The sequence below is a fragment of the Pseudomonas sp. B2021 genome (genome assembly GCF_018135665.1).
Taxonomy (GTDB): Bacteria; Pseudomonadota; Gammaproteobacteria; order Pseudomonadales; family Pseudomonadaceae; genus Aquipseudomonas; species Aquipseudomonas lactis.
In genome coordinates, this window is record NZ_SMOF01000001.1 from 1002649 (window position 1) to 1025252 (window position 22604).

Annotated in this window: 28 protein-coding genes, 1 tRNA gene and 1 pseudogene; 10 read left to right on the forward strand and 20 right to left on the reverse strand. The window is 58.2% G+C overall.

Annotated features, from left to right (window positions below; genetic code table 11):
* The first annotated feature begins 5 nt into the window (after positions 1-5).
* Genes sctS through sctU form a run of 3 tightly spaced genes read left to right on the forward strand, consistent with a single transcriptional unit; the run spans position 6 to position 2162 of the window.
* Positions 6-269, forward strand: a complete 264-nt coding sequence (sctS, locus tag E1K68_RS04385; protein ID WP_003188329.1) for a type III secretion system export apparatus subunit SctS — start codon at positions 6-8, stop codon at positions 267-269.
* Positions 270-279: 10 nt separating this feature from the next.
* Complete coding sequence (gene sctT / locus E1K68_RS04390) at positions 280-1068, forward strand: type III secretion system export apparatus subunit SctT (RefSeq protein WP_003188330.1); 789 nt, start codon at positions 280-282, stop codon at positions 1066-1068.
* Positions 1065-2162, forward strand: a complete 1098-nt coding sequence (sctU, locus tag E1K68_RS04395; protein WP_003188332.1) for a type III secretion system export apparatus subunit SctU — start codon at positions 1065-1067, stop codon at positions 2160-2162. Before sctT ends, sctU begins: the two co-directional genes overlap by 4 nt.
* Here sctU and E1K68_RS04400 read toward each other — a convergent pair whose 3' ends face one another.
* From E1K68_RS04400 to E1K68_RS04490, 19 genes are all read right to left on the reverse strand, one after another.
* A complete protein-coding gene (locus E1K68_RS04400) occupies positions 2163-2528 on the reverse strand; it encodes a transcriptional regulator (RefSeq protein WP_212613826.1) in 366 nt (121 codons plus the stop codon).
* On the reverse strand, positions 2525-2728 hold the full coding sequence (gene hrpT / locus E1K68_RS04405; RefSeq protein WP_003188336.1) for an HrpT family type III secretion system protein: 204 nt from the start codon (positions 2726-2728) through the stop codon (positions 2525-2527). Before hrpT ends, E1K68_RS04400 begins: the two co-directional genes overlap by 4 nt.
* A complete protein-coding gene (gene sctC, locus E1K68_RS04410; RefSeq protein ID WP_212613827.1) occupies positions 2725-4863 on the reverse strand; it encodes a type III secretion system outer membrane ring subunit SctC in 2139 nt (712 codons plus the stop codon). The genes hrpT and sctC overlap by 4 nt, the downstream gene beginning before the upstream one ends.
* Before the next feature lie 14 nt (positions 4864-4877).
* Complete coding sequence (locus E1K68_RS04415; RefSeq protein ID WP_003188339.1) at positions 4878-5282, reverse strand: type III secretion system chaperone; 405 nt, start codon at positions 5280-5282, stop codon at positions 4878-4880.
* Complete coding sequence (locus E1K68_RS04420; RefSeq protein ID WP_003188341.1) at positions 5269-5487, reverse strand: hypothetical protein; 219 nt, start codon at positions 5485-5487, stop codon at positions 5269-5271. Before E1K68_RS04420 ends, E1K68_RS04415 begins: the two co-directional genes overlap by 14 nt.
* 103 nt (positions 5488-5590) lie before the next feature.
* On the reverse strand, positions 5591-6235 hold the full coding sequence (gene sctL, locus E1K68_RS04425; RefSeq protein ID WP_346344321.1) for a type III secretion system stator protein SctL: 645 nt from the start codon (positions 6233-6235) through the stop codon (positions 5591-5593).
* On the reverse strand, positions 6189-6731 hold the full coding sequence (locus E1K68_RS04430) for a hypothetical protein (RefSeq protein ID WP_034134416.1): 543 nt from the start codon (positions 6729-6731) through the stop codon (positions 6189-6191). Before E1K68_RS04430 ends, sctL begins: the two co-directional genes overlap by 47 nt.
* Positions 6724-7512: a type III secretion inner membrane ring lipoprotein SctJ gene (gene sctJ / locus E1K68_RS04435; RefSeq protein WP_003188344.1), complete on the reverse strand. Its 789-nt coding sequence runs from the start codon at positions 7510-7512 to the stop codon at positions 6724-6726. Before sctJ ends, E1K68_RS04430 begins: the two co-directional genes overlap by 8 nt.
* A gap of 6 nt (positions 7513-7518) precedes the next feature.
* Positions 7519-7881 (reverse strand): hypothetical protein, encoded by a 363-nt coding sequence (locus tag E1K68_RS27680; protein ID WP_003188345.1) that lies wholly within the window; start codon positions 7879-7881, stop codon positions 7519-7521.
* Positions 7882-7931: 50 nt separating this feature from the next.
* Positions 7932-8114 carry a hypothetical protein gene (locus E1K68_RS04445; RefSeq protein ID WP_003188346.1) on the reverse strand — a complete coding sequence of 61 codons (183 nt, stop codon included), beginning with the start codon at positions 8112-8114 and terminating at the stop codon, positions 7932-7934.
* 185 nt (positions 8115-8299) lie between these two features.
* Complete coding sequence (locus E1K68_RS04450) at positions 8300-9217, reverse strand: sigma 54-interacting transcriptional regulator (protein WP_212613828.1); 918 nt, start codon at positions 9215-9217, stop codon at positions 8300-8302.
* A 370-nt stretch (positions 9218-9587) separates the two neighbouring features.
* Positions 9588-10688, reverse strand: a complete 1101-nt coding sequence (gene ychF, locus E1K68_RS04455; protein ID WP_032893664.1) for a redox-regulated ATPase YchF — start codon at positions 10686-10688, stop codon at positions 9588-9590.
* 21 nt (positions 10689-10709) lie between these two features.
* A complete protein-coding gene (pth, locus tag E1K68_RS04460; protein ID WP_003188350.1) occupies positions 10710-11294 on the reverse strand; it encodes an aminoacyl-tRNA hydrolase in 585 nt (194 codons plus the stop codon).
* A gap of 167 nt (positions 11295-11461) precedes the next feature.
* Positions 11462-12061: a 50S ribosomal protein L25/general stress protein Ctc gene (locus E1K68_RS04465; protein WP_003188351.1), complete on the reverse strand. Its 600-nt coding sequence runs from the start codon at positions 12059-12061 to the stop codon at positions 11462-11464.
* 137 nt (positions 12062-12198) lie between these two features.
* On the reverse strand, positions 12199-13140 hold the full coding sequence (locus tag E1K68_RS04470) for a ribose-phosphate pyrophosphokinase (RefSeq protein WP_003171603.1): 942 nt from the start codon (positions 13138-13140) through the stop codon (positions 12199-12201).
* Positions 13141-13186: 46 nt separating this feature from the next.
* Positions 13187-13261 (reverse strand) — tRNA-Gln (locus tag E1K68_RS04475).
* A 37-nt stretch (positions 13262-13298) separates the two neighbouring features.
* A complete protein-coding gene (gene ispE / locus E1K68_RS04480; protein ID WP_244858858.1) occupies positions 13299-14102 on the reverse strand; it encodes a 4-(cytidine 5'-diphospho)-2-C-methyl-D-erythritol kinase in 804 nt (267 codons plus the stop codon).
* A 49-nt stretch (positions 14103-14151) separates the two neighbouring features.
* Entirely contained in the window at positions 14152-14769 is a 618-nt protein-coding gene (gene lolB / locus E1K68_RS04485) for a lipoprotein insertase outer membrane protein LolB (protein ID WP_003188354.1), read from the reverse strand.
* Between the two features lie 4 nt (positions 14770-14773).
* A complete protein-coding gene (locus E1K68_RS04490; protein WP_003188355.1) occupies positions 14774-16498 on the reverse strand; it encodes a tetratricopeptide repeat protein in 1725 nt (574 codons plus the stop codon).
* Positions 16499-16619: 121 nt separating this feature from the next.
* On the opposite strand from E1K68_RS04490, the pseudogene E1K68_RS27685 reads away from it, so the two are divergent.
* The 7 genes and pseudogenes from E1K68_RS27685 to E1K68_RS04520 form a co-directional block, all read left to right on the forward strand.
* A pseudogene (locus E1K68_RS27685) lies at positions 16620-16706 on the forward strand (outer membrane lipoprotein carrier protein LolA); the annotation flags it as partial.
* Between the two features lie 108 nt (positions 16707-16814).
* Positions 16815-18104, forward strand: coding sequence for a glutamyl-tRNA reductase (gene hemA, locus E1K68_RS04495; RefSeq protein ID WP_003188356.1), 1290 nt, complete (start codon positions 16815-16817; stop codon positions 18102-18104).
* Positions 18101-19183 (forward strand): peptide chain release factor 1, encoded by a 1083-nt coding sequence (gene prfA, locus E1K68_RS04500; protein ID WP_003188358.1) that lies wholly within the window; start codon positions 18101-18103, stop codon positions 19181-19183. Before hemA ends, prfA begins: the two co-directional genes overlap by 4 nt.
* Positions 19184-20014 (forward strand): peptide chain release factor N(5)-glutamine methyltransferase, encoded by an 831-nt coding sequence (gene prmC / locus E1K68_RS04505; RefSeq protein WP_003188360.1) that lies wholly within the window; start codon positions 19184-19186, stop codon positions 20012-20014. It begins immediately after the preceding gene.
* On the forward strand, positions 20008-20763 hold the full coding sequence (locus tag E1K68_RS04510) for a molybdopterin-synthase adenylyltransferase MoeB (RefSeq protein ID WP_003188361.1): 756 nt from the start codon (positions 20008-20010) through the stop codon (positions 20761-20763). The genes prmC and E1K68_RS04510 overlap by 7 nt, the downstream gene beginning before the upstream one ends.
* Complete coding sequence (murI, locus tag E1K68_RS04515) at positions 20756-21550, forward strand: glutamate racemase (protein WP_003188362.1); 795 nt, start codon at positions 20756-20758, stop codon at positions 21548-21550. The genes E1K68_RS04510 and murI overlap by 8 nt, the downstream gene beginning before the upstream one ends.
* A gap of 111 nt (positions 21551-21661) precedes the next feature.
* The gene (locus E1K68_RS04520) at positions 21662-22180 is read left to right on the forward strand and encodes an acyloxyacyl hydrolase (protein WP_003188363.1); all 519 of its coding nucleotides are present in this window, start codon (positions 21662-21664) and stop codon (positions 22178-22180) included.
* A gap of 108 nt (positions 22181-22288) precedes the next feature.
* Here the strand turns inward: E1K68_RS04520 and E1K68_RS04525 are convergent, their stop codons facing one another.
* Positions 22289-22591, reverse strand: coding sequence for a YkgJ family cysteine cluster protein (locus E1K68_RS04525; RefSeq protein WP_003188364.1), 303 nt, complete (start codon positions 22589-22591; stop codon positions 22289-22291).
* Between the last annotated feature and the right edge of the window lie 13 nt (positions 22592-22604).

Below are 22604 nucleotides of genomic sequence, written 5' to 3' on the forward strand. Positions count from 1 at the left end.
GGCCTATGGAACCCATCGTATTATTCAAGCAGGGCATGTTGCTGGTAGTGATGCTGACGGCGCCGCCGCTGATTGTGGCGGTGGTGGTGGGGGTCATGACCTCCCTGGTGCAGGCGCTGATGCAGGTGCAGGACCAGACGTTACCCTTTGGTATCAAGCTGGTGGCAGTGGGGATCACCCTGATCATGACCGGCCGCTGGATCGGTGTGGAGTTGATCCAATTGATGAACGTGACCTTTGACATGATCGGTCGCTCGGCCCTGCACTGAGGTCTTGCCTGTGCTGCTATATCTTGAGTATTTGCCCAGCCTGCTGGTCGCCATGGCGCGTATCTACCCCTGTGCCTTCCTCGTGGCGGCATTCTGTTTTCAACATATACGCGGCATGCTGCGGCACAGCATTGTGATGGTCATGGCACTGCTGCCTGCACCTGCCATTCACGTCATGCTGGCGGGCCAGGAATACTCGGCGCTGATGCTCGGTGGGCTGGTCTTCAAAGAGTTGGCCCTGGGATTATTGCTGGGCGTGTTGCTGTCCATGCCGTTCTGGCTGTTCGAGTCGGTTGGGGCGTTGCTGGACAACCAGCGGGGCGCTTTGGCCGGTGGTCAGCTCAACCCCTCGCTTGGTCCAGACGCTACGCCAGCCGGGCACTTGTTCAAGCAATTGGCGATTTTTTTGCTGATGGCCAGCATGGGCCTTGGGGCGTTGACGCAGGTGATCTGGGACAGCTATCTGCTCTGGCCACCGACGGTGTGGTTCCCACTGCCCGCTGCCGATGGCTTCGATGTATTTGTCGGCCTGCTGGGCGATACCTTCATGCACATGATGCTCTACGCCGCTCCCTTTATTGCAGTGCTGCTGTTGCTGGAGTTCGGCGTTGCCCTGCTGGGGGTCTACAGTCAGCAATTGCAAGTGAGTACGCTGGCGCCGCCCCTCAAGAGCCTGGCGGGTATCGGAGTGCTGTTGTTGTATTTTGCGTTGCTGCAGGACCTGATCGTCGGACGCATGGGCTTGCTTAAAGACCTCAAGCACTCCCTGGGCGTGTTTTTCGAGGTCTCGCTGTCATGAGTGATTCGGGGGAAAAGAAGCACCCCGCGTCAGCCAAGAAGCTGCGCGATCAGCGTAAGAAAGGCCAAGTCGCCCAAAGCCAGGATGTGGGTAAGCTGCTGGTGCTGACAGCCATCAGCGAAATCGCCTTGTTCACCGCCGAAAGCAGCTTGCAACGTTTCCAGCAGTTGATGCTGCTGCCGATCTCGCGCCTGTCCTTGCCTTTCCCGCAGGCGCTGGAAGAAGTGATGGTCGAAGGCTTGATGTTGTTTTTCTCCTTCGCCCTGCTGATGGCCGCGGTGGCGATTATCACGAAGCTGGTCAGCAGCTGGATGCAGTTCGGGATTCTGTTCGCACCGGACTCCTTGAAGCTCGACTTCAATCGTCTGAACCCGCTCAGCCAACTCAAGCAAATGTTCTCTGTCCAGTCGGTAATGAACCTGTTGATGAGCATCGTCAAGGCAACACTGCTGGGCCTGATCCTGTACGTGGTGATCTGGCCTTCCCTGGGGGTGTTGATCAATATGGCCAGCAGCGATCTGCAAAGCTACATCCTGGGGTTGATCGCCCTGTTCCGCTATCTGCTGCATGCCTGTCTTGGGTTATTGCTGGTGCTGGCGCTTATCGACCTGGCGATGCAGAAGTACTTCTTTGCCAAGCGCATGCGCATGACCCAGGTCGAGGTCGTGAAAGAGTACAAAGACATGGAGGGCGATCCCCACGTGAAGGGGCAGCGCCGCGCCCTGGCGCAGCAGTTGGCCCAGGAGGAGCCGAAGGTCAAGCTGCCCAAGCTGGAGGAGTCCGATATGCTGGTGGTCAACCCGACGCACTTTGCCGTGGCCTTGTATTACCGCCCCGGTGAAACGCCGCTGCCCCTGCTGGTGAGCAAAGGGACTGATGACGACGCTCGTGCGTTGATTGCTCGCGCCAAAGCGGCCGATGTACCGGTGATCCAGTGCGTGTGGTTGGCCCGTACGCTGTATACGAACAAGCTGGGGGCGACCATTCCTCGTGAAACTCTGCAGGCCGTGGCATTGATCTACCGCACCCTGCGCGAGCTTGATGATGAGGCCAAGCGTGAAACCCTGGAATTGCCGGAGCTTGATCTGCGTTGATCAGCCCCGGGTACGCGCATCCAGGGTTTCAAGGTTGGCCAACGACAACATTCGGCTGAGGAGGCTGTTGAGCAGGTTGCGCTGTGGAGGCAGTGCATGCCAGATCACCAGGGCGTCCTGTGCGTCAATGTAGATAAAGCAGCCATCGAATGCCACGGCTTGCTCGAAACGCCGCTCCAGCACGTTCTGCAATTGTGAAGCTTGCAGTGCCTCGCGAGCCACGTGCAGGGCCAGACCCTGACGGGTTCCGGCTTGCAGGCTGCTGGCCGTTACCCCCGGGCCAAGTTTCAGGTGAGCGGCAGAGCCGCCCACCAGGCTGTCGAGGAAGACCTGGCGTTCATCGGCCGGGATTCCGTGGGCGCTCATCGTTCCAGCGACACTGTCTGATAGTCCGGACGTTCTCCGGCTGGGCCGGGTTCGACGCGCATTTGTGGCGGCCACCAGATCACCAGCTTGTCCTTGGTCGATTGCGGACGTGAGCAGGAGTCGCCCTTGCAGGTGGGCGTGCAGCCGGCGACAAGCAGCGCCGCGCCGATCAGGGTGACGTACAGCAAGCGATGTTTCATGGCTTGGCCTTTTGGGTTGGAGTGATCAGGGAGGGACGAGGCACGCTGATGTGTTCATCCTTGACCACCGGTCGCATGGCGATAAACACTTCTGCTTCCTCGCCCGGCTTGAGCCAGGCGCGCGGCCAGACACTCACGGCCAGGGTTTGCGACGTACTGCATTCCTTTTCGTCGATACGCACATTGCGGTTGAACTGATTGCGCAGCACCACCACGGCTACGTTGTACTGCGGGCCGGCGTACCATTGGCTGCGCTCGGTGTTCAGCGCCAGCAGGCTGCGGGTGCTGCACAAGGTGTTCAACCCCAGGGGCATCGGCGCTACCTTGAAGGCTTTGGGCACTTGCCCGGTGACCAGGTGCGCCAGGGTACTGATAATGTCGCTGCGCTTGATCACTGGCTGGTGAGGGTCGGAGCGCCTGGCCAGGGGGGTAAGAGCGGCTTGCAATTCGACCTGGTCTGCCTGGGGCAGGTAGCGTGACGGGTCGGCCTGGTCGCCGATAACGCGTGGAGTGAGGATAAATAGACGTTCGCGCCGATTGTTCTGTCGTTCAGTCGAGGAAAACAACGCCTTGCCCAATAGAGGAATATCACCCAGCAGGGGTACCTTGCTGCGCTTGTCGGTGCTTTCGGTGACGTGGAAACCACCGACCACGAGCGAGCGTTTTTCGGCCATGATGGCTTGAGTGCTGACTTTGCCTCGGCGTACATCGAAGCTGCCGGGAGTAGGGTTGGCCTCTTCGAAGTTACCGTCCTCGATATCTACCAACAGCTGAATCTGATGGCCACCACGGCTCGTGATGACGCGGGGCACGACCTGGAAGCTGGTACCCACGGTGATCGGTAAAATCGTAGCGTTCTGCCGACCGCGAGTCAGGTATTGGGTCCGGTTGAAATCAATTACCGCAGGCTGGTTTTCCAGGGTCAGGACTGATGGATTGGACACCATGGTTGCCAGGCCCTTGGCTTCCAGCGCGCGTATCTCCGCGTCGAAACGACCGCGGTTTTCAATGGTCAGTTGAGCGTTGCCGGAAATCATGTTGGCTGCGCCACTGAAGCGACTGTTCTGAAAGCCCCATCTCACCCCGAACTCACGCAGTTGCGTGCGCTCGATGTCGAGGATGATGGCATCGATTTCCACCAGTTTGCGTGCCACGTCGAGTTGAGTGATCAGTTCGCGATACATGGCCTGCCGTTCCGGCACGTCATAAATCAGGATGGCGTTATTGCGCAAGTCGGCTTCGACGCGGATACGGGCTGGGCTGACCGGGGCCCGCGGTGTGATTGACATGCCCGTATCGGTCGAGCCGTTCAGCCCGGTTGTCGCGGTGGAGCCGAGCATTTGCCCCAGCAACGGGTTGCTCAAGCGTGGAACCACGGGCGTAATGAACGCGGGTTGGGTGATGGAGCGTTGAGCCTGTGCCGAAAACGTCGAGGTTGAGCGCGGTTCCAGAAGCCCTCGTAGCATGGTGGCTACACCGGGGATGGTGATTTTTTCGTTGCGGTATTCCATTTGGCGGTCCGCCGCGCTGGCGAACTTCAGTGGGTAGCTCAACACGCTCTGTTTTTCATCCGCGGAACGGCGCTGGCTGCTGAAACGCTTGATCTGTTCGATGTAAACTTTCGGGCCGGAGACCAGCACAACACCGTCTTCCGGCAACTCGCCCCAGCCGAAACGACTGTCGAGCAAGCCTATATCGGTCAGCGCTTGCTTGAGGTCCGCGATGGTCTCGGAAGAGACTTCCAGGCGTGCGGATTCTTGCTGGTCCAGGGTGCTGATATAAAGGGTGTTGTTGTACATGTACCATTGGAAGCGGTGCTCAACCCCCAGCCGGTCGAGCAATGACTGTGGCGTATTAGCGCGTATCTTGCCGTTGACGTTACCTTCGAGCAGCCCCTCGACCTGGAGCTGAGTACCAAATGTCTGGGCAAAATCTTCCAGCACTTCGCGCACTGGTTTGTGCTGGGCTTCATAAGCGTAGGCCGTGTTTTTCCATTCGGCAGGGATTGCTGCCAGCGCGCTATCCAGTGGCAGCAGCCACCCAGGCAGCATGATGAGCCAACACCAGGCGGCGCGGTGGGTCGAAGCAGGTACGTGAGGGCGCAAGCGTTTGTGCTTGTCTTTTTTGTCAGGCATGGGAAAGTCTCTGATTAGTGCGGTATCGAGCGCAGCGACGTGGGTATGAATGTGCGTACAGACCGCGCCTGGCGCGCGACGATGGCACGCCAGGTATCGCGTTGGTTGAGAAGGGATTCGAGACACTTCGCCAGCTGTTCGCCGTTCCCCATCGCCACACATTGAATAAGCCAAAGCGCACCGGTGGATGGCGCTAATGCAACTGCGCCGTGAAAATAGCTCAGGCTGGGGCCTCCCAGACGCATCCAGGTGCGCAGATGGGCTTTGTCTTCGCCCGCTTTGGTCAACTGGACCTTTACCAGCAGTCTGTTCGAAACGCGTTGAACGATGATTTCGTCTTCGTTCTCAAACAAAGTGAGCTGCTCTTCGTGGCCATTCAGCCAACTGGTAAGGAGTGCTCGCAACTTACTGCACGCCATCCAGCGCTGTTTTGAGCAGCGTATGCCTGGAGCGCGTATGTTCGTTTAGCGCGATGATAGAGAGCTTTTGTTGTTTCATGAGGTCGCCGAAGTATTCGATATCCGCATCGAGCGCAATCGGATCTTTATAGGCTGTATTGACTCGCTTGATATCAGCCTGAACTTGCTTCAGTAGATGGTTTTTCAGGTTTCCGTGAAAGTCCATGATTTTTACTCCAGATGTGTCTGAACTGTGTGGCGGGTTGTTTGCCACCAGTTCCATCGGCAGACATTTTTTTAAAGATATCGCCTGCCTCTACCGCTATGTCCTACTCGCCTGTAAACAATATTTCTCGCATCGAGGCCCAGTCGATACGAAAATCGCCTTCATCTGTTTCCAGTAGCAGTGATTGAGGTTTGATCTGGTCATCGGGGCGAAGCTTCCAGGGTGTAGAGCCCAACCGGGCCAAGGCTTGGGCTATCTGCTCATGCTCGTGCGGGTGGCAAACCAAGGTTGCCTTGATAGGTGGAATTTGCGTCGCTACCAACTGTTTGACCAGTGCCGAAAGACGCTTTGGGGGCGGCACTTCTTCCAACAGGCAGTGGAAGGCTCGGCTGGCAATGGATGTTGCGTAGTGTTCGAGGCTGTCACACATTGTCTGGCGTTGGCGCGCCCACGCGCTGAGTTGCGCGTGGGCACGTGACCAGAAGTCGAGGCGGGCCTGCTCGAGCATTTCTTCGCGATGCTCAGCCGCCTGGCGCAGCAACTCTTCAGCTTGAGCCTGTGCGCTACCCAGCAACTGCGCGGACTGAACGCAATCGGCGAGCATCTCCCGGGTAATCAATACTTTTGGCTGCCCGCAAGCGCCGTTGTGCAATTCGATTTTGCGTAGGGTCAACATAGACAATTGCTCTGGCTTGTTGCAGTTAACGACGAGTTGTTTCGCTGCCCGTTGCTTCGATACGCCAGACAATCGCCTGCCACAGCGTATTGAGCCGGCCATGCGCGTCGTCGAGTGGCAGGTGAGTGGTTTCAAGCGCCTGTACCCGGTCAGGGGGCAAGCGTAGCCGAAGACGTTGCCAGACAGCAGGCTCAACCCATGCCCTCAGCAACTGCAGTGAATCACTCTCCGGCTGCAACAGCGTGTCAGGGTGCAGCGCCTTGGCGAGGCGCTCACACCACTTGCGGTGTTCATCGTACAAGGGGCTGTCGACGTTGGGATGGCACGTAAGCTCCAGTAGCGCTATCGCCAGATCGAACTGCTCCCGTGAAGCCAGGGCCAAACCAAGCACCGTTGCACGGGGAGGGGGAGGCAGGCACGGCTCGATGCCCAACGCTGCACACGCCAGCGCGGGTTGGCTGCGACACAAGGCGGGTAATGCATGGTAAGCCTGAGCGCTGGTCGCATCCGGGTGCGAAAACTGCCACGGACTGGCCCACCATTGGGCCCAGGCCAGATGATCACTCATTCGGTAGATGCGCTGGGGCGACAGGTTCCTGCCTTGATCGTTGGCCTCGTATGCGCCAGAACAGCGCAGCGACGAGCGTCAGTATCGCGCCGATAACCAACAAGCTGACAGTGGTACGCCAAAAACCGATGTCTTCCTCGGGGACCAGGAACGGACCGAAATAGCTCAGGCGTTGCTGCTCTTGGTAAGCCGCTGCCGGCACAAAAACCACCGTGAGCTTCTGCGCGTTATCCAATGCAGTGGTCATGCCGGGAATACTACTGGATACCATCCTGCGTACGCGCGCCCGGATGCTGTCGGGCTCCAGTCGCGGGTCGTGCTTGATGAACACCGAGGCGGAGGCGGGTTGGACGGGTTCACCGGGAGCCACGCGTTCGGGCAGCACCACGTGTACACGAGCGACGATGACGCCATCGATGTTTGACAGCGTAGCCTCCAACTCCTGGGACAGGGCGTAGATATACCGGGCACGCTCTTCCAACGGGGTAGAGATGACACCCTCCTTGCGGAAGGTGTCACCCATCGTGGCACGGGCGACCTTGGGTAATCCGACCGCTTCCAGTGTGCGAACGGCGCGGCTGATATCGGCTGCATTGACACGCACCACGACGCCGTCCTTGGCAGGTACTTTCTGCGCGCGTATGTGTTTGTCAGCCAGTTCCGCGATGACCTCATTGGCATCCTGCTCGGAGAGCTGGCGATGCAGTTCGACACTTTCGCCGCAGCCGCCCAGTATCAGCGTCAGCGAGAAAACTAATCCGATGGATAGAAAACGAATCATTTTTTCCTACTGTAGGTTACTGACTTTTTCTAGGCATTGCGCGCCCTTGCCGACGCACTTCACTAGGGTTTGGGTCAGCAGTACGGAGTCTGAAAGATGAGAGGCATAGTTGACCCGACTTTTCTCTTTGAACTCATTGTTGAAGTCCTTGAGGCCTCGACTCATGCCATTTTTCGCTTTGTCCAAATGCTGCAAAGCGTCGGTCAGGGCATTCGATGATGACGTGGCGGTAGCCCGTTGCATCGAGGGTTCCAATAACGAGCTGAAAAAGTTTACATCTTCGCCGTGGTGCGTAGGTTGGGCAGGGGGCCTGCGGGCTGTGAGGCCGTTCTGATATTCGCGTAATACATCGAATTCTTTTATCTGCATATAGACCTCTTGGGGAACCGCCCTTTGGTGACAAAGAGCGGTAATGCTATTTAGCGTATCGCGTCGATGTTCTTTTTCTGCTCAGTGATCTTGAAGGCCTCAATACTGTCCTTCAGGGATTGGCGAGCCGCTTCTTTCCTTTCTTGTTTAAGGTCTTCGTTTTCGCCGCCGCCGCCGCCGAAGCTTTGGACAGGGGGTTGATAGGTTTGTGCGTTAACGCTAGAAGTACTCATAGTGACACTCCAATATCTAAGAAATGATGTCTGAGTCTTGATATATAGTTGCAATATTTTTGCTTCCAATAGGCACTAAATATATCAGGCTCATCCTTATGTGGTTCCGGAGCGAATATGGTTCCAGCTTTTACTTGAAGGGTGTGTCTGGAAATTTCTTCGGTGGCTGTGGACTGCGCTGCGGGCTACTGTATGTCTAGTTGTTTCATGCGATAGTAAAGCGTTCTCTTCGCCATCCCCAACTCTGCAGCCACCTCGTCCACACAATAGGTATGACGACGCAACGACTCTTCAATCAGAGCTTTCTCGATTTGTTGCAGGCGTTCTTTCAGGTTGATTGGCTCGTTTGTAACGTTCGAGGGTGAGCTTGATAACGGCACCAGGCCCAGCACAAAACGTTTGGCAGTGGAGCGCAGCTCACGCACATTCCCCAGCCAAGGGTGGCACAGCAACTGTTGGACCAGCTCGCTGCACAGGTTTGGGGCGAGACACTTATAGTGCTCGGCTTCCTCTTGAATCATATTCAGGAACAACGGGACGATTCGGTCACGGCGATTGCGCAGCGGAGGCAGATTGATATTTACGACGTTAAGGCGGAAATACAGGTCGCGCCTGAACCTTCCCTGCTCGACCATCTCATGCAGGGATTGCTGCGCAGAGGCGATGACTCGCATGTCTACCGGGATAAACCGGGTTGAGCCCAGCCGTTCCACACCCCTTGATTCCAGTACCCGTAGCAGTTTGGCTTGCATGGAGAGCGGCATACTGTCGATTTCATCCAGATACAAGGTACCCAGATGGGCGGCTTCGATAAAACCCGCACGTGATTGCACTGCTCCGGTATAGGCGCCGCTGTTGACGCCGAACAGCTGGCTCTCTGCGAGGCTTTCCGGGATGGCGGCGCAGTTCACGGCAACAAAATGACCTCGTCGTCCCGACAAACGATGGATCCGTTGGGCCAAGGTATCCTTGCCCGTCCCCGTCTCTCCTAATAATAAAATGTCGATATCGAGCGCCGCAGTACTCTTGAGCGTATGCTCGATGTCCAAGGCTTCAACAGAGGGGAGGTATGTCTCATTTGTTATTTTGTAAGAGGCTGACATAGTCCGGGTACTCCACTATCGCTATCACTTCACTGTTGATAGAACGCTGTTGGCGTACGGCCAGTAGAACGCAAATAATCAAAAATGTCATCGTGGCTGTGAGTATGAAAATGCTGCGGGAGAATGTGTGAAAGATTAACTATGTCAGCGCGCTGTATTATTCAAGTGCTTTAGTGTCGGTTATTGAGCGTTTAGTGTAGGAGAAGACTTAAGGGTTGAGGGATTCATCGTTCAAATGGATCGCCGGATCTGGATGATTAAGGTTTCTATGTAGAGGGACTTTAGTTGAGTGGTAGATAGAAATAGGAGGCAACAAAAAACCGACGCAATGCATCGGTTTCTTGTATAGGGCAGGGTGTTCAGCTAACGCTTATACGTTGAAGCGGAAGTGCATCACATCGCCGTCTTTAACAATGTAGTCCTTGCCTTCCAAGCGCCATTTACCAGCTTCCTTGGCACCGGCTTCACCCTTGAACTGGATGAAGTCGTTGTAGGCGATCACTTCGGCGCGGATGAAGCCTTTTTCGAAGTCGGTGTGGATCACGCCGGCGGCCTGTGGCGCGGTGGCACCGACCTTGACGGTCCAGGCGCGAACTTCTTCGACACCGGCTGTGAAGTAGGTCTGCAGGTTGAGCATTTCGTAGCCGGCGCGGATCACGCGGTTCAGGCCAGGCTCTTCCAGGCCTAGGGCCTCGAGGAACATGTCCTTTTCTTCGCCGTCGTCGAGCTCGGCGATTTCCGCTTCGATCTTGTTGCACACCGGAACAACGATGGCGCCTTCTTCGTCGGCAATGGCCTTGACCACGTCGAGCAGCGGGTTGTTCTCGAAGCCGTCTTCGGCAACGTTGGCGATGTACATCACAGGCTTGGTGGTCAGCAGGTGGAAGCCCTTGATCACGGCCTTCTCGTCTGCGCCCATGTTCTTCATCAGGCTGCGCGCCGGCTTGCCTTCGGTGAAGTGCGCGATCAGTTGCTCCAGCAGGCCTTTCTGGACCACTGCATCCTTGTCGCCGCCCTTGGCGTTACGTGCGACTTTTTGCAGTTGCTTCTCGCAGCTGTCGAGGTCGGCGAAGATCAGTTCCAGGTCGATGATCTCGATGTCGCGCTTGGGGTCGACGCTGTTGGAGACGTGAATCACGTTCTCGTCTTCAAAGCAGCGGACCACGTGGGCGATGGCATCGGTTTCGCGGATGTTGGCCAGAAACTTGTTGCCCAAGCCTTCACCTTTCGAGGCGCCGGCAACCAGGCCTGCGATGTCGACGAACTCCATGGTGGTCGGCAGGATGCGCTTGGGATTGACGATGGCCGACAGTGCGTCAAGACGCGGGTCCGGCATCGGCACAATGCCGCTGTTGGGTTCGATGGTGCAGAAGGGGAAGTTCTCCGCCGCAATACCGGACTTGGTCAGGGCGTTGAACAGGGTGGATTTGCCGACGTTGGGCAGGCCGACGATGCCGCAATTGAATCCCATGGTGTTTCCCCTCGGTAAGAGTCAGGCCTTCTGGCTGTGCAGGTTTTTCATCGCACGGTTCCATTCACCGGCGAAGATATCCGGCAGCACGCCGAGGGCAAAATCGATGCTGGCATCGAGTTTTTCCTGTTCGGCGCGTGGCGCACGACCCAGGACGAAATTTGAAACCATACTGGCAACGCCTGGGTGGCCAATGCCGAGCCGCAGACGGTAAAAATTATTCTGATTGCCCAACTGCGCGATGATGTCGCGCAGGCCATTGTGCCCACCATGCCCGCCGCCGAGCTTGAGCTTGGCTACACCGGGTGGCAGGTCCAGTTCGTCATGGGCCACCAGGATTTCTTCGGGTTTGATCCGGAAGAAGCCCGCAAGCGCCGCGACAGCCTGGCCGCTGCGGTTCATGTAGGTGGTGGGAATCAGTAGACGAACATCCTGACCCTGGTGCGAGAAGCGCCCGGTCAGGCCAAAATATTTGCGATCGGCCACCAGATTGATGCCTTGGGCGTGGGCGATGCGCTCAACAAAAAGGGCCCCCGCGTTATGCCGGGTCTGTTCGTATTCGGCGCCTGGATTTCCCAGGCCAACGATCAGTTTAATGGCAGTCACGACAGGGGCCCTTCCTTTGGAGTTGTGGATAACATCGCCGTACCCAGGTGCGGCGAAAGTGGACGACACTACATCATTTACTCAAGAGTAAACGCCGCGTTATCGCCCGCTTTCTCGCTACGTTTCGGTCCGCGATGTTTCCTCAAGCTCCGGCAATACAGAGTGAATTACTCTGCAGCGCCTTCTTCAGCTTCTTCTGGAGCAACGCGTGGAGCGTGAACGTTGGCAACAGCTTTGTCATCACCGTGAGCCAGTGCAACAAACTCAACGCCTTTAGGAGCCTTGAGGTCGGACAGGTGAACGATGGCGCCGATTTCCAGAGCCGACAGGTCGACTTCGATGAACTCAGGCAGGTCTTTTGGCAGGCAGGTCACTTCGATTTCGTTCAGGACGTGAGAGATCTCGCCGCCTTTCTTGACCGGAGCTTCTTCACCTACAAAGTGCACAGGCACGATGGCGGTCAGTTTTTGGCCAGCAACAACGCGAACGAAGTCAGCGTGCATGATGAACTGCTTGGAAGGGTGACGCTGCATCGCTTTAACGATGACGTTCTGCTTGGCGCCGTCGACGTTCAGCTCGATAACGTGGCTGTAGGCAGCTTCGTTTTCGAACAGCTTGGCGATTTCCTTGGCCAGGATGGTCACGGATTCAGCAGGCTTGTTACCACCGTAGACAACGGCTGGGATGTTGGCGGCGTGACGCAGGCGGCGGCTCGCACCTTTCCCCAGGTCAGTACGCGCTTGGGCGTTCAGAGTAAATTCGTTCATGTTGTATCTCCAAAATAGCCATCATCGAGGGGCGTTTGCGACCAGCGCCGAACTCGATATGGGCAAAAAAGCCCCGCCCCAGCGGAATGCTGGGGCGGGGCGCTTTTCGTCAGTGAGGTGATCCGTTGGTTTGACCCTTAACGGAACATCGCGCTGATCGATTCTTCATTGCTGATGCGGCGAACCGCTTCGGCAACGACCGGTGCAATATCCAGTTGACGGATACGTGCACAGGCTTGAGCTGCGGCGGACAACGGGATGGTGTTGGTCACCACCAGTTCGTCCAGCACGGAGTTCTCGATGTTCTCGATCGCTCGGCCCGACAGCACAGGGTGTGTGCAGTAGGCGAAGACTTTTGCTGCACCGTGCTCTTTCAAGGCTTTCGCCGCGTGGCACAGGGTGCCGGCGGTGTCGACCATGTCATCAACCAGAATACAGGTACGCCCTTCGACATCACCGATGATATGCATCACTTCAGAGTGATTGGCTTTCTCACGGCGTTTGTCGATGATCCCGAGGTCCACGCCCAGGGATTTGGCAACAGCCCGTGCACGCACGACGCCACCAATGTCCGGGGACACGATCATCAGGTTTTCAAAGCGCTGGTCTTCGATGTCATCCACCAGAACGGGGGAGCCGTAGATGTTATCTACCGGAATATCGAAGAACCCCTGGATTTGGTCAGCGTGCAGGTCAACCGTGAGCACACGGTCGATACCTACCACGGTCAGCATGTCAGCAACGACTTTCGCGCTGATAGCCACACGAGCGGAACGCGGACGGCGATCCTGACGGGCATAACCAAAGTAAGGGATTACAGCTGTGATTCGAGTCGCTGAGGAGCGGCGGAAGGCATCAGCCATCACGACGAGTTCCATCAGGTTATCGTTGGTCGGAGCGCAGGTCGGCTGAATAATGAAGACGTCTTTACCGCGGACATTTTCATTGATCTCGGCTGTAATTTCGCCGTCGGAGAATTTACCGACAGAGATGTCACCGAGAGGGATATGCAGCTGACGTACGACACGTCGAGCCAGATCGGGGTTGGCATTCCCCGTAAAGACCATCATCTTGGACACGCGCAGTACCTAGAGGCTGAGGGTAACCTGGATGAGTATTAGAAAATGGCAGGGGCGGCTGGATTCGAACCAACGCATGGCAGGATCAAAACCTGCTGCCTTACCGCTTGGCGACGCCCCTGTATCTGTTGCAACGAGTGCCTAACACTCGGTTCCTTTTAGAGCAGACTTTGCAGCTTGCGATGCAACATCGAAACGTTGCTTCCTTTTGCTACAAACCCTGTAAGGGTCTCTGTAAGAAGGGCCGAGACTTTATCAGCTTCAGCTTTGCTTGGGAAGCCCCCAAACACACAACTTCCAGTGCCGGTTAATTTTGCTTCGGTAAATTTACCTAACAAATTCAAAGCGTTACGTACCTCTGGATAACGCCTTGCTACAACCGGTAAGCAGTCATTTCGACTGTTTCCCTTGGGAACGGGGCGCACTTTAATGGGAGAAGAGTTACGTGTCAACAACGGATCTGAAAAAATTTCTGCTGTACTTACAGATACTTGCGGCACCAGCACGACATACCAAGGTTCTTCGGGCTCTACAGGGGTGAGTTTCTCCCCAACGCCTTCAGCAAATGCGGCGTGCCCCCGCACGAAAACCGGGACGTCGGCGCCCAGCGTGAGGCCCAGCGCAGCAAGGCGGTCGTGGTTCCAGCCCAGTTGCCATAAGTGATTGAGGCCCAGCAAGGTGGTGGCGGCATTTGAACTGCCGCCGCCGATGCCACCGCCCATGGGCAGGATTTTGTCGATCCAGATATCAATGCCAAGTGGGCAGCCGGATTGTTCCTGAAGTTTTTTTGCCGCCCGCACAATCAGATTGCTGTCGTGGGGTACGCCGTCGAATTCGGTGTGCAGTTGGATAACGCCATCGTCACGCACGGCAAAGGTCAGCTCATCGCCGTAGTCGAGAAACTGAAACAGCGTTTGCAACTCGTGGTAGCCATCTTCACGGCGACCGAGGATGTGCAGCATCAGGTTGAGCTTGGCCGGGGAGGGCAGGGTCAATTTTTGTGCGGACACGTTATTGCCCCAGCTTGCGCGGTTGCCAGTCCTTGATCACCAGCGTGACGTCAAGGTCGGTGCCATGCAGCTTGATACGTTCTGGAAGCCAGTAGCCGCTTTGTTCCACATAGCTCAAATATTCGACCTGCCAGCCATCCTGCTCCAGTGTGGCGAGGCGGCTGTCGCCATTGAGGCTCAGACGGCTCTTGCTGTCCGGCGCCGGCAAGCCGCGCACCCACCAGACCAAATGCGAGACAGGCAACTTCCAGCCAATCTGCTGCTCCAGCAGTTCTTCCGGGGAGGTTGCCTCGTAGCGGCCCTGATTGGCCACTTCCAGGCTTACTTGCCCTGGCCTGCCAGTCAGGCGGGCTGCGCCACGACCCAGGGGGCCCGAGAGGCGAATGTCGTAGTAGTCCTGGCGTTGCAGCCAGAACAGGGTGCCGCTGCCGGAGTCTTTCGGCGCACGCACCCCGACCTTGCCCTCGATCTGCCAGCCATCGATGCTGCTGAGCTGGTCCTTGTGTTGTTTCCATTGTGCCGGGTTGCCCTGGCCTTCAACGGATTCACGGCTGCCGATGCCCGCGCAACCGGCGAGCAGGGCGATGAAACTGAAAACGATAATGTGGCGCAAGAACATAAGCTTAAAGGGTCTCGGATCCGGTCAGGCGCTTGATGGTGCTGCGCAGGATAGGGCTGTCGGGTTGTTCCTTGAGGAATTTTTCCCAGATTTGTCGGGCTTCGCGCTGCTTGCCATTGGCCCAGAGCACTTCGCCCAGGTGCGCGGCAACTTCCTGGTCCGGGAAACGCTCCAGTGCCTGGCGCAGCAAGCGCTCGGCCTCGTCGAGGTTGCCCAGGCGGTAATTCACCCAGCCCAGGCTATCGAGCACGGCCGGGTCTTCAGGGTTGAGCGCATGAGCCTGTTCGATCAGCACCTTGGCTTCGGCGTAGCGTGTAGTGCGGTCGGACAAGGTATAACCCAGGGCGTTAAGGGCCATGGCGTTGTCCGGGTCACGCTTGATGATCAGGCGCAGGTCTTTTTCCAGCTGCGCCAGGTCATTGCGTTTTTCTGCCTGCATGGCGCGGGTGTACAGCAGGTTCAAATCGTCGGGGTATTGCAGCAACGCCTGTTGCAACAGTTTCCAGGCGCGTTCGCCCTGTTTGTTGGCCGATAAGGTCTCGGCCTGGATCAGGTACAGCTGGATCGCGTAGTCCGGTTCGGCATCGCGGGCCGCGGCCAGGCGTTTTTCCGCTTCGTCGGTGCGGCCGTTGCTCATCAGGATATCGGCCTGGCGCAATTGCGCGGGCAGATAATCATTGCCGGGGCCGACCTGGGCGTATTCAAGCAGGGCCGCTTGCGGGTCGTTGCGCTCTTCAGCGATGCGGCCCAGGTTCAGGTGCGCCGAGTCCACGTGGCTGTCACGTTCGATCAGCTCTTGCAGGTAGCCCTTGGCCTCGTCCCAGGCTTTGGCTTCCAGGCACACCAATGCCAGGGAATAACGCAGTTCGTCGTCGTCCGGGTATTGCTGGACCAGGTTGGCGAACTGCACTTTGGCGTCTTCCATCCGGTCCTGCTCAACCAGCATGCGTGCATAGGTCAGGAGCAGGCGCTTGTCGCCGGGGTATTTCTTGATGCTTTTTTCCAGCAGCGGAATCGCTTCCTTACCGCGGTTAAGGCTTTGCAGCAGGCGTGCGCGCAACAGGATCGGCGCGATTTCGCCTTCTTCCGGCGGGTTCTGTTCCAGGAGTTTGAGCGCGGCGTCAGCTTCATCGTCCTGTTGCAGCAGCAGGGCCTTGCCGAAAATCAACTGACTGTTCTTAGGGTGCTTTTGCAGCAGGCGATCAAAACTCTTCATCAGGCCATTGCGCGTGTCCTGGTCGGTGTCGGCGGCCGATAGCGCAAGAAAGTCAAAATGCGTGTCGCCCTTGCCCTGCAAAACCTTCTCCATATAGACCATGGAGTCGTCATAGCGCCCGGCACGCGCCAGTTGCACGGCCGCGGCGCGTTGCGCTTCCAGGTCATCCGGGGCGTTTTTGGCCCAGATCAGCGAGGTGTCCAGCGCTGCCTGGTCGGCGCCCAGGTATTCGGCGATGCGAAACGCTCGCTCGGAAATCCCCGGGTCCTGGGTATTGATGGCCTGGGTCACGTAATTATCCAGCGCAATATCGAAGCGATTGCGCTGGCCGGCCAGTTCAGCGGTCAGCAGGCTGTAGATCGTTTCTTCACTGAACGAGGAATAAACCTTGGGCTTTTCAGGGGCCGGAGTGCTGTCTTCCACCGGCGACGTAGCGTCCGGCGACACGGGGGCCATGGCCTGGCAGCCGCTGAGGAAGACAAAAGCGAGGAGCAACGCGGAAGATCTATTCATATAGGAAGAGGACGACTAACCTGCGGTCGGATCATCATGACACAAGCCTTCGGCCAAACATAACCGGGGCACTCGGAATACGACTATTGCTGCCTTTTGCCTTTCCTTTGTAGGAGCGAGCTTGCTCGCGAAAATCGTCAACGATAATGCGGGACGCCTGGCGCTCAGCGGCGCTCTCAGGTTTTTCGCGAGCAAGCTCGCTCCTACAAAAGTGCATTGATAGGCATAAGGTATAGGGACAATAGACGACGGTGGTTGTTCTGGATCTTTCGAAGTAGGACAATTGTCGGCTTCCCGACATCATCAGCGATATTGAATGGCCTTCCTCGCACTCGGTATTAACCACAAGACTGCCTCCGTAGACGTGCGCGAGCGCGTGGCGTTTACGCCAGAGCAGTTGGTTGAGGCCCTGCAGCAGCTCTGCCGGCTCACCGACAGCCGCGAAGCTGCGATCCTTTCGACCTGCAATCGCAGCGAGCTCTATATAGAGCAGGAACATCTCTCGGCGGATGTGGTGCTGCGCTGGCTGGCCGATTATCACCATTTGAGCCTCGATGACCTGCGCGCCAGCGCTTATGTGCATGAAGAGGATGCGGCAGTTCGTCACATGATGCGCGTGGCGGCTGGTCTCGACTCGCTGGTATTGGGCGAACCGCAGATCCTCGGCCAGATGAAGTCCGCCTACGCCGTGGCGCGCGAGGCCGGCACCGTCGGCCCCTTGCTGGGCCGCCTGTTCCAGGCCACCTTCAATTCCGCCAAGCAAGTGCGCACCGATACGGCCATCGGCGAAAACCCGGTGTCCGTGGCCTTTGCCGCCGTGAGCCTGGCCAAGCAGATCTTCAGCGACTTGCAGCGCAGCCAGGCCCTGCTGATCGGCGCCGGGGAAACCATTACCCTGGTGGCCCGTCACCTGCACGACCTTGGCGTGAAGCGTATTGTGGTTGCCAACCGCACCCTGGAGCGCGCCAGCATTCTGGCCGAGCAGTTCGGTGCGCATGCGGTGCTGCTGTCGGACATTCCCGCTGAACTGGTACGCAGTGATATCGTCATCAGTTCCACCGCCAGCCAATTGCCGATTCTGGGCAAGGGCGCGGTCGAGAGCGCGTTGAAGCTTCGCAAGCACAAGCCGATCTTCATGGTGGATATCGCCGTTCCTCGGGATATCGAGCCCGAAGTCGGCGAGTTGGACGACGTTTACCTCTATAGCGTCGATGATCTGCATGAAGTGGTCGCTGAAAACCTCAAGAGTCGTCAGGGTGCCGCCCAGGCCGCCGAGGAAATGGTCAGCACCGGCGCCGAAGATTTCATGGTGCGCCTGCGTGAACTGGCGGCAGTGGATGTGCTCAAGGCGTATCGTCAGCAGGGTGAACGCCTGCGTGATGAAGAGTTGCTCAAGGCCCAGCGCATGCTGGCCAACGGCAGCGGCGCCGAAGAGGTGCTGATGCAATTGGCCCGTGGCCTGACCAACAAGCTGCTTCACGCCCCTAGCGTTCAGTTGAAAAAGCTTACCGCCGAAGGCCGCCTCGATGCGCTGGCCATGGCCCAGGAACTCTTTGCCCTCGGTGAGGGCGCGTCAGACAGCTCTTCGGATAAAAAACCGCAATGAAAGCGTCACTGCTCAATAAACTGGACGTGCTCCAGGACCGTTTCGAAGAACTGACCGCCTTGCTCGGCGATGGCGAGGTCATTTCCGATCAAACCAAATTCCGTGCTTATTCTAAGGAATACGCCGAAGTTGAGCCCATTGTGGCCACCTATAAAAACCTACTGAAAGTCCAGGCCGACCTTGAAGGCGCCCAGGCCCTGCTCAAGGACAGCGACCCGGACATGCGCGAAATGGCCGTGGAGGAAGTCCGCGAAGCCAAGGAAAAACTCGCTGAGCTTGAGGGTGACCTGCAACGCATGTTGCTGCCCAAGGACCCTAACGACGGGCGCAACGTGTTCCTTGAAATCCGTGCCGGCACCGGTGGCGACGAGGCGGCGATTTTCTCCGGCGACCTGTTCCGCATGTATTCGCGCTATGCCGAGCGTCGCGGCTGGCGCGTGGAGATCCTCTCCGAGAACGAGGGCGAGCACGGCGGCTATAAAGAAGTCATCGCCCGGGTCGAAGGCGACAACGTCTACGGCAAGCTGAAGTTCGAGTCCGGTGCGCACCGCGTACAGCGGGTGCCGGCCACCGAATCCCAAGGCCGTATCCACACCTCGGCGTGCACCGTCGCCGTGTTGCCTGAGCCGGACGAGCAGGAAGCCATCGAGATCAACCCGGCGGATTTGCGCGTCGACACCTACCGCTCATCCGGCGCGGGTGGCCAGCACGTTAACAAGACCGACTCGGCGATCCGTATCACTCACTTGCCGTCGGGCATTGTTGTTGAGTGCCAGGAAGAACGTTCCCAGCACAAGAACCGTGCGCGGGCCATGTCCTGGTTGTCGGCCAAGTTGAACGACCAGCAGACCAGCGCCGCGGCCAACGCGATTGCCAGCGAACGCAAGCTGCTGGTGGGCTCCGGCGACCGCTCCGAGCGTATCCGCACCTACAACTTTGCCCAGGGCCGGGTTACCGACCATCGGGTCAACCTCACCCTGTACTCCCTCGACGAAATCCTTGCCGGTGGCGTGGATGCGGTGATCGAGCCGTTGCTCGCCGAATACCAGGCCGATCAACTGGCGGCGATAGGTGACTAAATGACCATCATTGCCAGCCTGCTGCGCGCCGCTGACCTGCCCGACTCGCCGACAGCGCGCCTGGACGTGGAGTTGCTGCTGGCCGCTGCCCTGGGTAAATCGCGCAGCTACCTGCATACCTGGCCGGAAAAGATCGTCAGCAGCGAAGATGCCCTGACGTTTGCCAGCTACCTGCAGCGCCGCCGCAGCGGCGAGCCGGTGGCGTATATCCTCGGCCAACAAGGTTTCTGGAAACTCGACCTTGAAGTGGCGCCGCACACCCTGATCCCGCGCCCGGAAACCGAACTGCTGGTGGAGGCCGCCCTGGAATTGCTGCCCGCCACGCCCGCCCAGGTCCTGGACCTGGGCACCGGCAGCGGCGCCATCGCCTTGGCCTTGGCCAGCGAGCGCCCGGCCTGGCAGGTCACGGCGGTCGACCGCGTGCTGGAGGCCGTGGCCCTGGCCGAGCGCAATCGCCAACGCCTGCACCTTCATAACGCCACGGTGCTGAGCAGCCATTGGTTCAGCGCCCTGCAAGGCCACCGCTTCGACCTGATCATCAGCAACCCGCCCTATATTGCCGACAATGACCCGCACCTGGTGGCCGGCGATGTGCGCTTCGAACCGGCCAGTGCGCTGGTGGCGGGGCACGATGGCCTGGACGATTTGCGCTTGATCATTGCAGAGTCTCCTGCCCACCTGAACGACGGCGGCTGGCTGTTGCTCGAACACGGTTACGACCAGGCCCAGGCCGTGCGCGACTTGTTGCTGAACCAGGGCTTTGAAGGCGTACACAGCCGCATCGACCTCGGCGGTCACGAACGCATCACTTTGGGACGCCGCCCGTGCTGACCGACCAGGAGCTGTTGCGCTATAGCCGGCAGATTCTGTTGCAGCATGTCGACATCGAAGGCCAATTACGCCTGAAACAGAGCCGCGCGTTGATCGTCGGCCTGGGTGGCCTGGGCGCTCCGGTGGCGCTTTACCTGGCCGCTGCCGGTGTGGGCGAGTTGCACCTGGCGGACTTTGACACGGTCGATTTGACCAACCTGCAACGCCAGATCATCCATGACACTGACAGCGTGGGGCAGACCAAGGTCGATTCGGCCATGGGGCGCTTGAGGGCGATCAACCCTGACGTCACCTTGGTCGCCCATCGTGCTGCGCTGGATGCCGACTCGCTGGCCGCTGCGGTCAACGCAGTGGACCTGGTGCTCGATTGCAGCGACAACTTCTCTACCCGCGAGGCGGTCAACGCGGCCTGCGTAACCGCTGGCAAACCGTTGATCAGTGGCGCGGCCATTCGCCTTGAGGGGCAATTGTCGGTATTCGATTCCCGTCGCGCCGACAGCCCCTGTTACCACTGTTTGTATGGGCACGGCAGCGACACTGAACTGACCTGCAGCGAAGCCGGCGTCGTCGGGCCGTTGGTGGGGGTGGTTGGCAGCCTGCAAGCGTTGGAAGCCTTGAAACTGCTGGCCGGTTTTGGTGAGCCGTTGGTGGGGCGCCTATTGTTGATCGATGCGCTGACCACGCGTTTTCGTGAGTTGCGCGTCAAGCGCGACCCTGGCTGCAGCGTCTGCGGAACACAACATGGTTAAGGGCGCGCCTATCGGTGTGTTCGATTCCGGCATCGGCGGCCTCACGGTGCTGGAAGAAATTCAGCAATTATTGCCCCGCGAGTCACTGCTGTACGTGGCTGACTGCGGGCACATTCCCTATGGCGAGAAAACCCCGGCGTTCATTCTCGAGCGTTCTCGCTCGGTCGCTGAGTTTTTCCGCGAGCGGGGCGCCAAGGCGTTCGTGATTGCCTGTAACACGGCAACCGTCGCCGCCGTCGCCGATTTGCGCCAGGACTACCCCGACTGGCCATTGGTCGGCATGGAGCCTGCGGTCAAACCTGCTGCTGCTGCCACGCGCAGCGGTGTGGTGGGTGTGCTTGCCACCACCGGCACCCTGCAAAGCGCCAAGTTCGCCGCCTTGCTCGATCGCTTCGCCACCGATGTGCGAGTGATTACCCAGCCGTGCCCAGGCCTGGTGGAGTTGATTGAAGCTGGCGACCTGAATAGCCCCGCCTTGAGCGCCCTGCTGCAAGGCTATATCGAGCCGCTGCTCAGCGCTGGTTGCGACACCATCATCCTGGGTTGTACTCACTATCCTTTCCTCAAGCCACTCCTGGCGCAGATGCTGCCCCCCAGCATCATCCTCATTGATACCGGCGCCGCCGTGGCGCGCCAGCTCAAGCGCTTGCTCGGTGAGCGCGACCTGCTGGCCGTTGGCGAACCTGAACCTGCACAGTTCTGGACCAGCGGCGATCGGTGTCACCTAAGAAATATCCTACCGACACTTTGGAAACATCCTGGAGTTGTGCGAAGCTTTGGCTCGTGAAAATTTCGTGAAATAACACTGAAAAAAGCTGAACTTCTGGCTATGCGTCGGCTTCTATAGCCCGTTAGCCTGTACATAACCCAATTATTCCGTTTGCAAAGGACGTTTCACATGAAGCGCTTGTTCTGTTTGGCTGCGATTGCGGCCGCTATGTTGGGACACTCTGTTTCAGCCCAGGCCACCGGCCTGGAGTTCGGCTTGGGCAGCACCAGCGATTCGACGCTGACCTACCGCCTGGGCCTGACCTCCGATTGGGACAAAAGCTGGATGCAGAGCAATGTCGGCCGACTGACCGGCTACTGGAGCGGCGCCTATACCTATTGGGAAGGGGATGACCGTGCGGGCGCCAGCAGCCTGTCGTTCTCGCCGGTATTTGTGTATGAGTTTGCCGGCGAGTCGGTCAAGCCCTACATCGAAGCCGGTATCGGCGTGGCGTTGTTCTCTCGCACTCGGCTGGAAGACAACAACATCGGCCAGTCCTTCCAGTTCGAAGACCGCCTGGGTTTCGGCCTGCGGTTCAACGGCGGGCATGAAGTGGGCATTCGTGCCACGCATTATTCCAACGCCGGCATCAGCAGCAATAACGATGGGGTAGAGAGCTACTCGCTGCACTACACCATGCCGTTGTAATGCACTGTAGGAGCGAGCTTGCTCGCGAAGAACCTCAACGATAACGCAGCGAATCAGGTTTAACGCGGCGTTCTCAGGTTTTTCGCGAGCAAGCTCGCTCCTATAGAATCAGCGGTAGGCCGTGGTAATGCCTTCGCGCTCTTCAAGGCATTCCGGCGCCCCCATCTCGAACTCCCGGCAAATCAGCGGCCGCAGCTCATAAATCGTGCACATCATCGTGTCGCGGTCCAACGCTGCGCACCAGCCGTCGTCCAGGCGCAGCATCACCTCACCGCCCCAATCGTCGGTATCGATAAAGCGTTGCGGCACGCCAGTGTCGGTGATCAGCATGACTTCCAGCTGGCAGCAACAGGCCGCGCACGTCGAGCAGGTGACGGGTTCGGTGATTTGAATGTGAGGGATGTTGGTCATAGGCGCGCAGTGT

Bases quoted from the DNA above. Each gene is read 5' to 3' on its own strand.
- E1K68_RS27680 (WP_003188345.1), bottom strand. From the start codon at position 7,881: ATGCAGATAAAAGAATTCGATGTATTACGCGAATATCAGAACGGCCTC.
- ychF (WP_032893664.1), bottom strand. From the start codon at position 10,688: ATGGGATTCAATTGCGGCATCGTCGGCCTGCCCAACGTCGGCAAATCC.
- sctS (WP_003188329.1), top strand. From the start codon at position 6: ATGGAACCCATCGTATTATTCAAGCAGGGCATGTTGCTGGTAGTGATG.
- sctU (WP_003188332.1), top strand. From the start codon at position 1,065: ATGAGTGATTCGGGGGAAAAGAAGCACCCCGCGTCAGCCAAGAAGCTG.
- sctJ (WP_003188344.1), bottom strand. From the start codon at position 7,512: ATGATTCGTTTTCTATCCATCGGATTAGTTTTCTCGCTGACGCTGATA.
- lolB (WP_003188354.1), bottom strand. From the start codon at position 14,769: ATGTTCTTGCGCCACATTATCGTTTTCAGTTTCATCGCCCTGCTCGCC.
- E1K68_RS04525 (WP_003188364.1), bottom strand. From the start codon at position 22,591: ATGACCAACATCCCTCACATTCAAATCACCGAACCCGTCACCTGCTCG.
- E1K68_RS04520 (WP_003188363.1), top strand. From the start codon at position 21,662: ATGAAGCGCTTGTTCTGTTTGGCTGCGATTGCGGCCGCTATGTTGGGA.
- E1K68_RS04430 (WP_034134416.1), bottom strand. From the start codon at position 6,731: ATGAGTGATCATCTGGCCTGGGCCCAATGGTGGGCCAGTCCGTGGCAG.
- E1K68_RS04450 (WP_212613828.1), bottom strand. From the start codon at position 9,217: ATGTCAGCCTCTTACAAAATAACAAATGAGACATACCTCCCCTCTGTT.
- hrpT (WP_003188336.1), bottom strand. From the start codon at position 2,728: ATGAAACATCGCTTGCTGTACGTCACCCTGATCGGCGCGGCGCTGCTT.
- hemA (WP_003188356.1), top strand. From the start codon at position 16,815: ATGGCCTTCCTCGCACTCGGTATTAACCACAAGACTGCCTCCGTAGAC.
- E1K68_RS04415 (WP_003188339.1), bottom strand. From the start codon at position 5,282: ATGGCGTGCAGTAAGTTGCGAGCACTCCTTACCAGTTGGCTGAATGGC.
- ispE (WP_244858858.1), bottom strand. From the start codon at position 14,102: ATGCTGCACATCCTCGGTCGCCGTGAAGATGGCTACCACGAGTTGCAA.
- E1K68_RS04490 (WP_003188355.1), bottom strand. From the start codon at position 16,498: ATGAATAGATCTTCCGCGTTGCTCCTCGCTTTTGTCTTCCTCAGCGGC.
- murI (WP_003188362.1), top strand. From the start codon at position 20,756: ATGGTTAAGGGCGCGCCTATCGGTGTGTTCGATTCCGGCATCGGCGGC.
- prmC (WP_003188360.1), top strand. From the start codon at position 19,184: ATGACCATCATTGCCAGCCTGCTGCGCGCCGCTGACCTGCCCGACTCG.
- prfA (WP_003188358.1), top strand. From the start codon at position 18,101: ATGAAAGCGTCACTGCTCAATAAACTGGACGTGCTCCAGGACCGTTTC.
- E1K68_RS04420 (WP_003188341.1), bottom strand. From the start codon at position 5,487: ATGGACTTTCACGGAAACCTGAAAAACCATCTACTGAAGCAAGTTCAG.
- E1K68_RS04400 (WP_212613826.1), bottom strand. From the start codon at position 2,528: ATGAGCGCCCACGGAATCCCGGCCGATGAACGCCAGGTCTTCCTCGAC.
- sctC (WP_212613827.1), bottom strand. From the start codon at position 4,863: ATGCCTGACAAAAAAGACAAGCACAAACGCTTGCGCCCTCACGTACCT.
- E1K68_RS04445 (WP_003188346.1), bottom strand. From the start codon at position 8,114: ATGAGTACTTCTAGCGTTAACGCACAAACCTATCAACCCCCTGTCCAA.
- E1K68_RS04465 (WP_003188351.1), bottom strand. From the start codon at position 12,061: ATGAACGAATTTACTCTGAACGCCCAAGCGCGTACTGACCTGGGGAAA.